Source organism: Xanthomonas indica (genome assembly GCF_040529045.1).
Taxonomy (GTDB): domain Bacteria; phylum Pseudomonadota; class Gammaproteobacteria; order Xanthomonadales; family Xanthomonadaceae; genus Xanthomonas_A; species Xanthomonas_A indica.
The window spans coordinates 4,600,180-4,613,005 of the sequence record NZ_CP131914.1 but is presented as its reverse complement, the minus strand read 5'-3'; the positions used below and the strand labels follow the sequence as shown (position 1 = coordinate 4,613,005).

Below are 12,826 nucleotides of genomic sequence, written 5' to 3'. Positions count from 1 at the left end.
CTGGGCCTTCCCGGTAACGCCCCGTCGCGGCTGAAGCCGCTCCTACAACAGGCGGCTCCGCCGCAAAAACCGCACAGCGCGTGCGTCGCCCGCACGCACCCGGCGCGAACTCAATACAGCGGCGTACCCGCCTTGTACGCGGCCACGAACGACTGCCAGTCCAGTTGCACCTGCGCCGCGTAGTCGAACGCGAACTGGCGCAGTTCCGATGTCAGGCCGCTCTTGCTGGTGACCGCCTGATCGATCTGCTTGTCGATGCTGTAGGGCACCACGTTCGGGTCGTAGTCCTGGTCGGCCAGTGCGTGCGCCGAGGCCAGGGCCTGGCCCAGGTAGGTCGCGGCGGTGGCGAGCTTGCCGGCGCTGTCCAGCGCGGTCGGGTCCAGGTCCTGCTGGAACGGCGACTTCTCGTGCACGTAGAACGGGGTGCCGTTGACGCTGGCGTAGCCGACCAGCACGTCGGCGTCGATGGTCTGCGCCTTGGCGGTGCGCGCGACCCGCGCGCCCTCGTTGTTGTCGTAGCTGGAGGCCGGCATCTGCGACGGCGCCGCTACCGCCACCACGCTGGCCGCTTCCTGCTTCCATTCCAGGATCACGTCGTCGCTGGTCGATGCGCTCGGGCCTTCGATCAGCACATACAGGCGCAGGCGGCCGAGGCTGCCGGTGCCCGAGCCCAGCTTCTGGTGCACGTCCTTGATGGTGTAGTAGCTGGACGGATGGCGCTTGGACGCGGCGATCGAGCCGAGGTAGCCGTTCATCGCCGCGGCCACCGCCGAGGCGGTGTTGGCGTCCACCGCGACCAGGTTGTCCAGGTCCTGGAACTGACGCTTGCCGCTGTTGACCACGGTGTACTTGGACAGCAGGCTGCTGCGACTCTTGCCGTCGGCGCTGTCGATGATCTTGGCCACCGCACCGCTGGTGTTGCGCTTGCTCAGCTGGAAGCTCGCTTCGGCGTCGCTGCCGCGGAAATCGGCGATCTTGTCCAGGTAGGCGCCGACCATGGTGTCGATGGCGTCGCCGATGTCGCTGTCGGACAGACCGTTGTCGCGGCCGGCCAGGACCATGCTCGCGGCCAGCCGGCGCAGGTCCCACACGTACTGGCCGAGGTGACCCTCGTCGAAGTCGGCGACCTTGAACACCGCCTTGCCGCTGCTGTCGCGCGCCGCATCGAAGTTGCCGAGGTGGGTGTCGCCGCCGAGCCAGGTGTAGCCGGTCTGCGGCGAGGTCCACAGCGAGCCCGGCAGGGTCTTCATGTCCTGGTAGAAGATGTGGTCGGTGCCGCGGTAGAAGGCGTAGGCGCTGGTGGCCATGGTCGCCATCTTGGTGTCCAGCTCGGTCTGCTGTGCGGCGTAGGGATGGTTGTAGTCGTGGATCTGCTGCACCACCCAGGCGTCGCGCTTGCTCGCCGCCGTCGCGCATCCGGCGCATGCGGCAAGGGTCAGACCGATCAGCAGCAGCGGCGGCAGGCGGGTGGACATCGCAGGTCTCCAGGCGCGGACGAAGGAAGCCGCAGTCGAGCACGCCGGCATTGCACGCAGATGAACCATCCCGGCCCGTCGCTAGAAGTAGCGCAGCCAGGCCAGGTCGCGGCGGCGCGCCTTCAGCCGCGCGAACGCGGCGGTGGGCCAGTACAGGGCCAGGCCCAGCAAGGCGGCGATCGCCCACAGCGCGGCCACGCTGTCCACGCCGAACAGATCGCCCTGGTTGGTGCCCCACAGCGCCACCGCGGCCAGGTAGGCGAGCTTCAGCACGTACAGGTGCAGCAGGTAGAAGAACATCGGCGCTGCGCCGATCGCCGCCAGCGGCGCCAGGGCGCGGGCCACGGTGGGGTGTTCGTACAGGCGCAGCAACAGCAGGCCCACGCCCAGGGTCAGCAGCAGGAACTGCAGCGACGGGGGGTACTTGGTGACGTTGAAGAAGCTCATCGCGGTATGCGCGAGGTCGTCCTGCACCTGCCAGGGCGCATCGCCGTAGCCGTTGTGCCAGCGCAGCAGGTGGAACCCGGCCAGTGCGCCGAGTCCGCAGGCCAGCAGGCGCTGCTGGCGTTGCGCCGGGTCGGTGGCGGCGCCGTACCAGGGGCCGGCGGCGTAGCCGAGCGCGATCACCCCGATCCACGGCAGCACCGGATACGAGGTACGCAGGCGCAGGTCGCCCAGCTCCAGCCAGCGCCGGTCGTGCAGCACGGCCCAGACGGCGGCCAGCGGGCCGTCGCCCTGGATCTGCACCTCGTCCAGCAGGTGGTGACCGGCGACCAGCGCCGCGCCCAGCAGCGCCAGCGCCGGTCGCGGCAGCCACAGCAGCGCGGCCAGCGCGAGCATGCTCAGGCCGATCGCCCAGATCACCTGCAGGTACAGCGCCTGCGGCGGAAAGGCGCCGCTCCAGGCCAGGTTGACCAGGGTCAGCTCCAGCACGATCAGGAACAGGCCGCGCTTGAGCAGGAAGCTGGCGGCCGCCGCGCGGCCGTCGGCCTGCCGCGCCGCGTACAGCCAGGCCGACAGGCCGGTGAGGAACACGAAGACCGGCGCGCACAGGTGCGCCAGGGTGCGCGCGACGAACAGCGCCGGCGCCGTGCCCTCCACCTCCATCGGATCGCCGACCGGGTGATGCAGGTAGAAGGTCTCGCGCACGTGGTCCAGCAGCATCAGCAGCATCACCGTGCCGCGCAGCAGATCGATCGAGGCCAGCCGCGCGGCGGGCGTTGCGGGGACGGCGAGGGAGGCAGGCGAGGCGAGGGCGGCGGACGGCATGCAGTGCGATCGGTGTCGATATTGAAACAATATAACACTCGGTGCGCGCGCCCTCCCGGCGCCGCGGGTGGCAGGTGGGCGCTCAGGCCAGCGCCGTGCAGGCTTGCCGACGCGGTGCCGGCAAGTACGGGGCGGTGCGGGCCGCGCGCCCACCGGGCAACGTCGAAGCGCGGCCGCGGTTCGCCTGTGGGCGCGGCGGTGTGCCTGCTGCTCGCCGCGCCGACGCCCGCGGCACGCCGCTCAGTCCTCGCCGATATCCTCGTTCCACACGTCCGGGTGGGCGGCGATGAAGCCGCCGAGCAGGTCGATGCACTCCTGGCTGTGCAGGTCGATGACCTCCACGCCGCTCTCGCGCAGCCAGTCGATGCCGCCTTGGAAGGTCACCGATTCGCCGACCACCACCGTGCCGATGTTGAACTGCCGCACCAAGCCGCTGCAGTACCAGCACGGCGCCAGGGTGGTGACCATGATGGTGTCCTTGTAGCGGCGCTGGCGTCCGGCCTTGCGGAAGGCGTCGGTCTCGCCGTGTACGGACGGGTCGCCCTCCTGCACGCGGCGGTTGTGGCCGCAGCCGAGCAGGCGGCCGTCGCGGTGGTACAGGGCGGCGCCGATCGGGATGCCGCCCTCGGCCAGGCCCTGGCGGGCTTCGGCGATGGCGGTGTCGAGCAGGGCGCGGTAGTCGGGCGTGGTCAGCATGGAATGGCCTGGGGGAACGGGAGTCTGCCGGCAGTCTGGCCCAGGCGGCCGGCGGCTGTCATCCCGTGCGGCGCTTCACCGGCACGCAGCGGCCGGCAGTGCGATAATCCCGGCATGAGCGAATCTCCCTACAAGACCGGTACCACCCATTTCGGCTTCCGCGACGTCGCCGCCAAGGACAAGCAGAAGCTGGTCGGCGAGGTCTTCACCTCGGTCGCCGGCAACTACGACCTGATGAACGACCTGATGAGCATGGGCATCCATCGGGTCTGGAAGCGCTATTTCGTCGCCACCGCGCAGGTCAAGCCGGGCGACCGCGTGCTCGACCTGGCCGGCGGCACCGGCGACATCGCCGCGCTGCTGAAGGACCGGGTCGGCGCCGACGGCGAGATCGTGCTGGGCGACATCAACGCCGGCATGCTCTCGGTGGGCCGCGACCGCCTCACCAACCGCGGCCTGGTCGCGGGCCTGGACTACGTGCAGTGCAATGCCGAGGCGCTGCCGTTCCCGGACCAGAGCTTCGACCTGGTGACCATCGCCTTCGGCCTGCGCAACGTCACCGACAAGGACGCGGCGCTGCGCGAGATGTACCGCGTGCTCAAGGTCGGCGGCCAGGCGCGGGTGCTGGAGTTCTCCGAAGTCACCGCCGACTGGTTCAAGCCGCTGTACGACTTCCATTCGTTCAAGGTGCTGCCGCGCCTGGGCAAGCTGTTCGCCAAGGACGCCGACAGCTACCAGTACCTGGCCGAGAGCATCCGCAAGCATCCGCCGCAGGACGCGCTGAAGGGCATGATGGAAGAGGCCGGCTTCGCCCGCAGCCACTACAAGAACCTCACCGGCGGCATCGTGGCGATCCACTCGGGCTATAAGGTCTAAAAGCCGGGATTGGGGAATCGGGATTCGAGAATCGCAAGAGCGGGCGATCGGTTGCTGACCGATCGCGGGGCCTATGCCGTCCTTGTGGGAGGGACTTCAGTCCCGGCGCGCGGTCCGGCGGCGCCGGCGCAAGTCTCCGCCACAGAAAGCCGGGATTGGGGATTCGGGAATCGCAAGAGCGGGCGATCGGTTGCTGACCGATCGCGGTGCTGTGCCGTCCTTGTGGGAGGGACTTCAGTCCCGACGCGCGGTCCGGCGGCGCTGGCGCAAGCCTCCGCCACAGAAAGCCGGGATTGGGGAATCGGGATTCGGGAATCGCAAGAGCGGGCGATCGGTTGCTGACCGATCGCGGGGCCTATGCCGTCCTTGTGGGAGGGACTTCAGTCCCGACGCGCGGTCCGGTGGTGCCGGCGCAAGCCTCCGCCACAGAAAGCCGGGATTGGGGAATCGGGATTCGGGAATCGCAAGAGCGGGCGATCGGTTGCTGACCGATCGCGGGGCATGTGCCGTCCTTGTGGGAGGGACTTCAGTCCCGGCGCGCGGTCCGGCGGCGCCGGCGCAAGTCTCCGCCACAGAAAGCCGGGATTGGGGATTCGGGAATCGCAAGAGCGGGCGATCGGTTGCTGACCGATCGCGGTGCTGTGCCGTCCTTGTGGGAGGGACTTCAGTCCCGACGCGCGGTCCGGCGGCGCCGGCGCAAGCATCCGCCGCAGGGCGCGAAGGCAAGGATGGAAGCAGCCGGCTTCGCCCGCAGCCACTACAAGAACCTTGCCGGCGGCATCGTGGCGATCCACTCGGCGACAAGATCTGAGTGGAGGCGGGATTGGGGACTGAAGATTCGGGATGCGTAAGCGCGCCGGCTGTTCGCTGCTGCCAATCCCCAATCTCCCATTCCCAATCCCCGCTTGGATCGGAGATTCGGGATTCGTCGGCACGCGCCGTACTGCCGTTGCGAATCCCCACTCCCGAATCCCCACTCCCGGCCTTCCGGTAAACTGCGGGTTTTCCTCGAACCGGTTACTGCCATGCGTTCCCCGTTCCTGTTGTTGTCCCTGGCCGCGATGGTCGCGTCCGGGTGTTCCCGTGAAGCGCCTGCGCCCGATGCAGCCGCATCTGCCGCCAAGCCGGCGCCCGCCGCGGCCAAGCCGGCCGACCGCAGCCACGACGAGACGTCCTACGCCGAGCCGTCCAAGGTCGTGATCAAGGACCTGGCGCTGGATCTGAAGCTGGATTTCGACAGCAAGCAGATCGGCGGCACCGCCACCTACACGCTGGACTGGAAGGACAAGAGCGCCAAGCAACTGGTGCTGGACACCCGCGACCTGACCATCGAGAAGGTGCAGGCCGACGACGGCAAGGGCCAGATGACGCCGCTGCAGTACGCGCTCGCGCCGGCCGACAAGATCTACGGCAGCAAGCTGACCATCGAGGCGCCGACCCAGCCGCAGAAGATCAGCATCGCCTACCACACCGCGCCGACCGCCTCGGGCCTGCAGTGGCTGGAGCCGTCGATGACCGAGGGCAAGCAGCTGCCCTTCATGTTCAGCCAGTCGCAGGCCATCCACGCGCGTTCGTGGGTGCCGCTGCAGGACACGCCGAGCGTGCGTTTCACCTACAGCGCGCACGTGGTCTCGCGTCCGGACGTGATGGTGCTGATGAGCGCCGACAACGATCCCAAGGCGGTGCGCAACGGCGACTACCGCTTCAAGATGCCGCAGCCGATCCCGTCCTACCTATTGGCGATCGCCGCCGGCGACCTGGTGTTCAAGCCGATCTCGGCGCGCTCGGGCGTGTGGGCCGAGCCGGCGATGGTCGACAAGGCGGCCAAGGAGTTCGAGGACACCGAGAAGATGATCGTGGCCGCCGAGACGCTGTACGGTCCGTACCGTTGGGGCCGCTACGACATGCTGGTGCTGCCGCCGTCGTTCCCGTTCGGCGGCATGGAGAATCCGCGCCTGACCTTCGCCACGCCGACGGTGATCGTCGGCGACAAGTCGCTGGTGTCGCTGATCGCGCACGAGCTGGCGCATAGCTGGTCCGGCAACCTGGTGACCAACGCCAGTTGGAAGGACATCTGGCTCAACGAAGGCTTCACCACCTACGTGCAGGCGCGCATCACCGAGGCGCTGTATGGCCCGGAAGCGGCGGAGATGGAGCGCGAGATCGACCAGACCGACCTGCTGGCCGAGCTGAAGGGCATGAGCCCGGCCGACCAGGCGCTGGCGCTGCCGGCGCTGACCGAGCGCGATCCGGACGAGGCCTTGAGCCAGGTCGCCTACGTCAAGGGCGCGTGGTTCCTGCAGTTCCTGGAGCAGCGCTTCGGCCGCGACACCTTCGATCCGTTCCTGCGCGGCTGGTTCGACGACCACGCCTTCCAGAGCGCCAACACCGACCAGTTCGTCGCGTACCTGAAGACCCACCTGCTGGCCAAGAAGCCGAATGCGGTGACCGCGCAGGAACTGCATGCGTGGCTGGACGAACCGGGCATCCCGGCGTTCGCGCAGAAGGCGCGCTCGCGCAACTTCGCCATGGTCGACACCGCGCGCATCGCCTGGACCGGCAGCGGCACGCTGCCCGGCAAGCAGGTGACCGATGCGTGGAGCACCCAGGAGTGGACGCGCTTCCTCAGCGGCCTGGGCGAGAAGCTGACCCCGGCGCAGCTCAAGCAGCTCGACGACGCCTATCACTTCACCGGCACCGCCAACGGCGAGATCGCCATGCGCTGGTATCCGCTGGCGATCCGCAGCGGCTATGTGGACGCGCGCCCGGCCGCCGGCGAGTTCATCGCCCGCGTCGGCCGCCGCAAGCTGATCCTGCCGATCTACGCCGAACTGGTGAAGACCCCGGACGGGCTGGCCTTCGCCGAGGACGTGTTCGCCAAGGCCAAGCCCGGCTACCACCCGATCACCACGGTGTCGGTGCAGGAGATGCTGGACAAGGCCAAGGCGGGCAACGCCGCGCACTGACGCGCGGCGCCCGCGGCAGACCGCGCACACGGCGCCGGGAGCGATCCCGGCGCCGTGTGCGTTTGTGCGGCTGGCAGGTTGCGATGATCGCGCCGTGCTGGGGCCGAGGCGATCGTGGCGACGGATTGGGCGCGCGTGCTGCGCCATGTCACCGTGCGCCGCGTCGCATGCGCTTCCTTCGGGAGGCGCGCGCATGTCCACCACGACGTTAACGAATTCCACACGCGCCGCCGCTGCTGAGCAGTGACCCGCTGCCACGCATTCGCGATATCCTCGGCAGTCCCGATGGTTCCCGGTCCATGCGTGCATGACATCGTCCGCCACCGCCGCCCCGGTCTCCGCTGCAAGCGCCATCGCCCCGGCAGGCGACGGCCGGCGCCGATGCAAGCGGACCCACCTGCGTTCGTCGAGGCGGTGAGATGAGCGACGCCCGCGTCCTGTCCGGTTCCCTGCTGGCCGCGTTGCCCGATGCGCGTGGCGGCGAAGTCTTCACCGAGTTGCTCCGGCGCTCCGGTTGCCGTGTGGAGCGCATCGTCTCGCACGGGCAGACCACGCCGCCGGACGCGCCCTACCAGCAGGCACACGACGAATGGGTAGTGCTGCTGCGCGGTAGCGCGCGGGTGGCGCTATGCGAGCGCGAGGTGACGCTGGCGCCGGGCGACCATCTGTTCATCCCGGCCGACACGCCGCATTGGGTTACCTTCACCGATCCCGAGCAGCCGACCGTGTGGCTGGCCCTCCATCTCGGCGAAGCCGACGTGGTGGTGTGAGCGCATGACCTGGATCCGCCTCCCGGTGTCGCCGTGCTGGTGCTGACCATGGCCTGGCTGCTGCTGGCCGGGGTGCTGCTGGTGCTGCGCGATCCGTTCCTGCTGGTGCGTTTGGAGTGCCTGCGCCAGCGGCGCGGCAGCGGACTGCAGCGCCGCCAGGCGCAGGTCGCCGGGCATACCTGGACCTATCTGGTGCGCGCCGCGGCCGATCCCGCCGCGCCGACCCTGCTGCTGGTGCACGGCTTCACCGGCAGCAAGGAGAACTGGCTGCCGCTGGCGCGCGCGCTGGGCACGCGCTATCACCTGGTGATCCCGGACCTGCCTGGCTGGGCCGAGAGTCAGCGCATCGCCGGGCAGGACTACGGCTTCGTCGCGCAGGCCGAGCGCGTGGCCGCCTTCGCCGCACAATGCGCGCGCCGTGCGGGCAGCGACTGCGTGCTGCTCGGGCATTCGATGGGCGGCGGCATCGCCGCGCTGGCCGCGGCGCGCCATCCGGCGGTATTCGACCGGGTCGGCCTGTTCAACGCCGCCGGCGTACGCTTCGCCGACAACGCCTTCGGCCAGGCGGTGCTGGATGGGCACAATCCGTTCGCGGTGCACGATGCCGCATCGTTGCAGCGCTACATCGACACCGTGTTCCTGCTCGACCGCGCCAAGCCGCGCATCCCGCGCTGGGCGGTGCCGGCGGTGGTGGCCTGGCGCCGCCGCGAGGCCGCGTTCGAACAGCAGGTGCTGGCGCGCATCGGCCGCGGCGAGGAGGCGTTCCTGCCGTTCGAGGAGGCTGCGCACATCCGCCAGCCGGCGCTGCTGCTCAATTGCGTGCAGGACGCGGTGATCGACGCCAGCGCGCTGGCGCTGTACGCGCAACGCCTGCCGCAGGCGATCCAGGTGCTGCTGGACGGCAGCGGCCACATGTCCATCGTCGAGAAGCCCGCCGAGGTCGCGCAGGCCATCGACACCCTGATCCAACGAGGAACCCCACGATGAAACGCATCCTGCTTGGCGCGCTGTGCGCCGTCGCCCTGGCCGCTTGCGGCGATCACGAGGCCGAGCGCAAGGCGCAGGCCGCCGCCGAAGCGCAGGCCAAGGCGCAGGCCGCCGACGACCTGGCCAAGCAGTACGACGCCGCGGTGAAGTCGGGCAACTGGGATTTGGCGCGGATCCACGGCGCGGCGCTGCTGCAGCAGTATCCCGGGTCGGACGCGGCCGAACGCATCCAGCCCGGTTACGCCGAGGTCAAGGCCAAGGGCGAGGCGGCGCGCGAACTGCGGCGCATGCAGGCGGCCTGGCAGTACTCGCAGGTGCCGGCGGGCAAGGGCCTGCAGCGTTCGGCGATGCTGTACAGCCGCGACAAGGTCGACGTGGACGGCAGCGGCCCGAAGCCGGTGCAACTGGTGTTCCGCGACCATCCGGAATGGAAGCGCAGCGCCTACCTGGTGCTGCAGTCCGGCGATTTCCGCTGCGCCGGCGGCTGCAAGGTGGAACTGAAGGCCGACGACGCGCCGCCACGCGCGGCCGCGGCCTGGCGGCCCAAGACCGACGAGGCCATCGCCATGTTCATCAGCGACGACAAGGCGCTGTGGAAGCTGGCGCGCAAGACCACGGTGCTGCAGATCACCTTCCCGGTGAAGGCCGGCGGCACCCGCACCGCGGTGTTCGAGACCGGCGGCCTGGACGGCGCGCAGATGCCGGGTTGGGATTGAGCGCGATGCACGCTGCGATACCGCCATCGGCCGAGGCCCTGCGCCAGGTGCGCCACTGGGTGTTCGACATGGACGGCACCCTGACCCGCGCCGTGCACGATTTCGCGCTGATCCGCCGCGAACTGCAGATCCCGCCGCAGGCCGACATCCTGCAGCACCTGGCGGCGCTGCCGGAGGCGCAGCGCGCCAGCAAGCACGCCTGGCTGCTGGAGCACGAACGCGTGCTGGCCCAGGAGGCCACCGCGGCCAACGGCGCGCCGGCGCTGCTGCGCACCCTGCACGCCGCCGATTGCCGGCTGGCGGTGCTCACCCGCAATGCGCGCGAGCTGGCGCAGTTGACCCTGGAAGAGATCGAGGTCGACGACCTGTTCGAGGAGGTGACCATCCTCGGCCGCGACGAAGCCCCGCCCAAGCCGCATCCCGGCGGCCTGCTGCAGCTGGCCGAACACTGGGGCGTGCCGCCGCAGGCGCTGGCGATGGTCGGCGACCACGCCTACGACTTGCAGTGCGGGCGCCATGCCGGCGCCACCACCGTGCTGCTGCATCCGGACAATCCCTGGCCGGCGCTGGCCGACCTGCACTTCGCCGATTGCGCCGCGCTGCTGGCGTGGTGGCAGGACCACGCCGGGCCGCAGCCGCACTGACCGTTGCTCCGCGGCGGCTGCGCGCCGCCGCGCATCCACCCGATTCTCCCGTCCCACGCAGCGACGGCGGGCGTGCCGCGTGCGCGCTCCCGCCGCGCGTTGCGCCGTGCGCATCCGCGTGGGCCGGCGCCGCGTGCGCGCCGATGGCATAGGCGATGCCCCGCGCGCATGCCGGCACTGCGCCAATCGCGATGCAACGGCATGGCACAAAGTGTCACGTTCTCGAGACGTCTTCGATCGCGATGCGTGCAGTGCTGGGACGACCACCGATGGTGTGATCCGCCCGTCAAGGGATGTTGCATCGCAGCGGCGCGATGGCATGGACGTTGCTCGTAGACACCCACGCTTCAGGTTCCGTGGCACACGCACCACCAGGTGCAGCTGTCGCGGCTCTTCAACGAGGGGAGTAGAACGATGCACAGTCATTCACGTCGTACCCGGGCTTGTACATTGCTCGCACTGGCCACTGCGTTGGCGCTGGCGGGTTGCAAGAAGCAGGAAGAGGCCGCGGCGCCGGCCGCGCCGGCCGCCGCGCAGCAACCGCCGGCCGCCGCGCCGGCCGCGGTCGCCGATACCGACAGCGAGTTCGCCAGCAATGCCGCCAACCCCGACAACTGGGGCGGCGTCGGCCGCGATTTCGGCCTGACCCGGCACAGCCCGCTGGCCGAGATCAACCGCGACAACGTCAAGAACCTGAAGATGTCGTGGGAGATGAAGACCGACGCCACCCGCGGCCACGAAGGCCAGCCGCTGGTGGTGGGCAGCACCATGTACATGGTCAGCGCCTACCCGAACAACGTGTTCGCGATCGACCTGTCGCAGGAAGACAACGGCAAGGTGCTGTGGAAGTACACCCCGCAGCAGGACGAGCGCGCGGTGGCGGTGGCCTGCTGCGACACAGTCAACCGCGGCGCCTCCTACGCCGACGGCAAGGTGGTGTTCGGCAGCCTCAGCGGCGACGTGATCGCGCTCGATGCCAAGACCGGCAAGGAAGTGTGGAAGCAGAAGCTCGCCTATCCGGAGAAGGGCGAGACCATCACCATGGCCCCGATCATCGCCGACGGCAAGGTCGTGGCCGGCATCAGCGGCAACGAGTTCGGCGTGCGCGGCCGCGTCGCCGCGTATGCGCTGGCCGACGGCAAGCAGGCCTGGTCCTGCGAAGCCACCGGCACCGACAAGGACATCTGCCTGGGCCCGGACTTCAACAAGGCCAATCCGCAGCACGGCCAGCTCGGCGACCTTGGCCAGAAGACCTATCCCGACGAAGGCTGGAAGCGCGGCGGCGGCGCGGCGTGGGGCTGGTACAGCTACGACCCGAAACTCAAGCTGGTCTATTACGGCACCGGCAATCCCGGCCTGTGGAGCCCGTCGTACCGCTGCGGCAAGACCACGCAGAAGGAGTGCGACACCGGCGAGTACGACAACAAGTGGTCGATGACCCTGTTCGCGCGCAAGATCGACACCGGCGAAGCGGTGTGGGGCTACCAGAAGACGCCGTTCGACCAGTGGGACTACGACGGCATCAACGAGCCGATCCTGGTCGACCTGACCATCGACGGCAAGCAGGTGCCCTCGGTGGTGCAGTTCGATCGCAACGGCTTCGCCTATGTGCTCGACCGCCGCGATGGCACGCTGCTGCGCGCCAACAAGTTCGTGCCGGCCAACTGGGCCGAGCGCATCGACATGAAGACCGGGCGCCCGGTCAAGGTCGCGGCGCATTCGCCGCTGGAGCGCGGCCGCAAGGTCGAGGCGTTCCCCTCGGCGATGGGCGGCAAGGACCAGCAGCCGTGCTCGGTGGATCCGGCCAACGCGGCGGTGTTCTTCTGCGGCACCAACAACTGGCACATGGAGCTGGACCCGCAGGAGCGCGGCAACACCATGATGGGCCTGCCGTACGTGTTCGCCAACGTGCTGATGAAGCCGAACGAGCCCGGCGCGCTGGGCATCGTCAAGGCATTCGACGTGGTCGAGGGCAAGTCCAAGTGGGAGATCAAGGAGAAGTTCCCGGTGTGGAGCGGCACCCTGGTCACCGATGGCGGGCTGGTGTTCTACGGCACGCTGGACGGCTGGTTCCGCGCCGTGGACAAGGACACCGGCAAGAAGCTCTGGGAGACCAAGTTGCCCTCGGGCATCATCGGCAACCCGATCGCCTACAAGGCCAACGGCCACCAGTACGTGGCGGTGTTCTCGGGCATCGGCGGCTGGATCGGCCTGCCGGTCGCCGCCGGCCTGGATCCGGGCGATCCGTACGGCGCGCTGGGGGCCGCCGGCCTGGCCTTCAGCAACGGCTTCGACAAGATCCCATTGGGCGGCATGGTGCACACCTTCCGCATCGACGGCGCCGGCAAGACCGTTACCCCCACCACGACCGCCACCGCGGCCGCTGGCGGCGGCAGCGCGGCGGTCGCCGCCAAGACGGTGCGATGA

Annotated in this window: 10 protein-coding genes and 1 pseudogene; 8 read left to right on the top strand and 3 right to left on the bottom strand. The window is 69.4% G+C overall.

What is annotated here, in order from left to right:
- Positions 1–110: 110 nt before the first annotated feature.
- The 3 genes from Q7W82_RS19740 to Q7W82_RS19730 all read right to left on the bottom strand — a co-directional run bounded on the left by Q7W82_RS19740 (position 111) and on the right by Q7W82_RS19730 (position 3,440).
- Positions 111–1,475: a DUF2252 family protein gene (locus tag Q7W82_RS19740; protein WP_242160112.1), complete on the bottom strand. Its 1,365-nt coding sequence runs from the start codon at positions 1,473–1,475 to the stop codon at positions 111–113.
- Positions 1,476–1,556: 81 nt separating this feature from the next.
- Entirely contained in the window at positions 1,557–2,744 is a 1,188-nt protein-coding gene (locus tag Q7W82_RS19735) for a heparan-alpha-glucosaminide N-acetyltransferase domain-containing protein (protein WP_242160113.1), read from the bottom strand.
- Between the two features lie 240 nt (positions 2,745–2,984).
- Positions 2,985–3,440 carry a nucleoside deaminase gene (locus Q7W82_RS19730; protein ID WP_010341927.1) on the bottom strand — a complete coding sequence of 152 codons (456 nt, stop codon included), beginning with the start codon at positions 3,438–3,440 and terminating at the stop codon, positions 2,985–2,987.
- 114 nt (positions 3,441–3,554) lie between these two features.
- Here Q7W82_RS19730 and ubiE point away from each other — a divergent pair, with 114 nt between their 5' ends.
- From ubiE to Q7W82_RS19690, 8 genes and pseudogenes are all read left to right on the top strand, one after another.
- Positions 3,555–4,316: a bifunctional demethylmenaquinone methyltransferase/2-methoxy-6-polyprenyl-1,4-benzoquinol methylase UbiE gene (ubiE, locus tag Q7W82_RS19725; RefSeq protein ID WP_242160114.1), complete on the top strand. Its 762-nt coding sequence runs from the start codon at positions 3,555–3,557 to the stop codon at positions 4,314–4,316.
- A gap of 695 nt (positions 4,317–5,011) precedes the next feature.
- A pseudogene (locus Q7W82_RS19720) lies at positions 5,012–5,167 on the top strand (class I SAM-dependent methyltransferase); the annotation flags it as partial.
- 174 nt (positions 5,168–5,341) lie between these two features.
- Positions 5,342–7,282, top strand: coding sequence for a M1 family metallopeptidase (locus tag Q7W82_RS19715; protein WP_242160858.1), 1,941 nt, complete (start codon positions 5,342–5,344; stop codon positions 7,280–7,282).
- A 419-nt stretch (positions 7,283–7,701) separates the two neighbouring features.
- Positions 7,702–8,052 (top strand): cupin domain-containing protein, encoded by a 351-nt coding sequence (locus tag Q7W82_RS19710; protein WP_242160859.1) that lies wholly within the window; start codon positions 7,702–7,704, stop codon positions 8,050–8,052.
- A gap of 33 nt (positions 8,053–8,085) precedes the next feature.
- Positions 8,086–9,039, top strand: a complete 954-nt coding sequence (locus Q7W82_RS19705) for an alpha/beta fold hydrolase (RefSeq protein WP_242160860.1) — start codon at positions 8,086–8,088, stop codon at positions 9,037–9,039.
- Positions 9,036–9,755 carry a hypothetical protein gene (locus tag Q7W82_RS19700; RefSeq protein WP_242160861.1) on the top strand — a complete coding sequence of 240 codons (720 nt, stop codon included), beginning with the start codon at positions 9,036–9,038 and terminating at the stop codon, positions 9,753–9,755. The genes Q7W82_RS19705 and Q7W82_RS19700 overlap by 4 nt, the downstream gene beginning before the upstream one ends.
- Positions 9,756–9,760: 5 nt before the next feature.
- Positions 9,761–10,399 (top strand): HAD family hydrolase, encoded by a 639-nt coding sequence (locus Q7W82_RS19695; RefSeq protein WP_242160862.1) that lies wholly within the window; start codon positions 9,761–9,763, stop codon positions 10,397–10,399.
- A 414-nt stretch (positions 10,400–10,813) separates the two neighbouring features.
- Entirely contained in the window at positions 10,814–12,826 is a 2,013-nt protein-coding gene (locus Q7W82_RS19690) for a methanol/ethanol family PQQ-dependent dehydrogenase (protein ID WP_242160863.1), read from the top strand.

Bases quoted from the DNA above. Each gene is read 5' to 3' on its own strand.
- Q7W82_RS19735 (WP_242160113.1), bottom strand. From the start codon at position 2,744: ATGCCGTCCGCCGCCCTCGCCTCGCCTGCCTCCCTCGCCGTCCCCGCA.
- Q7W82_RS19695 (WP_242160862.1), top strand. From the start codon at position 9,761: ATGCACGCTGCGATACCGCCATCGGCCGAGGCCCTGCGCCAGGTGCGC.
- Q7W82_RS19730 (WP_010341927.1), bottom strand. From the start codon at position 3,440: ATGCTGACCACGCCCGACTACCGCGCCCTGCTCGACACCGCCATCGCC.
- Q7W82_RS19715 (WP_242160858.1), top strand. From the start codon at position 5,342: ATGCGTTCCCCGTTCCTGTTGTTGTCCCTGGCCGCGATGGTCGCGTCC.
- Q7W82_RS19690 (WP_242160863.1), top strand. From the start codon at position 10,814: ATGCACAGTCATTCACGTCGTACCCGGGCTTGTACATTGCTCGCACTG.
- Q7W82_RS19700 (WP_242160861.1), top strand. From the start codon at position 9,036: ATGAAACGCATCCTGCTTGGCGCGCTGTGCGCCGTCGCCCTGGCCGCT.
- Q7W82_RS19740 (WP_242160112.1), bottom strand. From the start codon at position 1,475: ATGTCCACCCGCCTGCCGCCGCTGCTGCTGATCGGTCTGACCCTTGCC.
- Q7W82_RS19710 (WP_242160859.1), top strand. From the start codon at position 7,702: ATGAGCGACGCCCGCGTCCTGTCCGGTTCCCTGCTGGCCGCGTTGCCC.
- ubiE (WP_242160114.1), top strand. From the start codon at position 3,555: ATGAGCGAATCTCCCTACAAGACCGGTACCACCCATTTCGGCTTCCGC.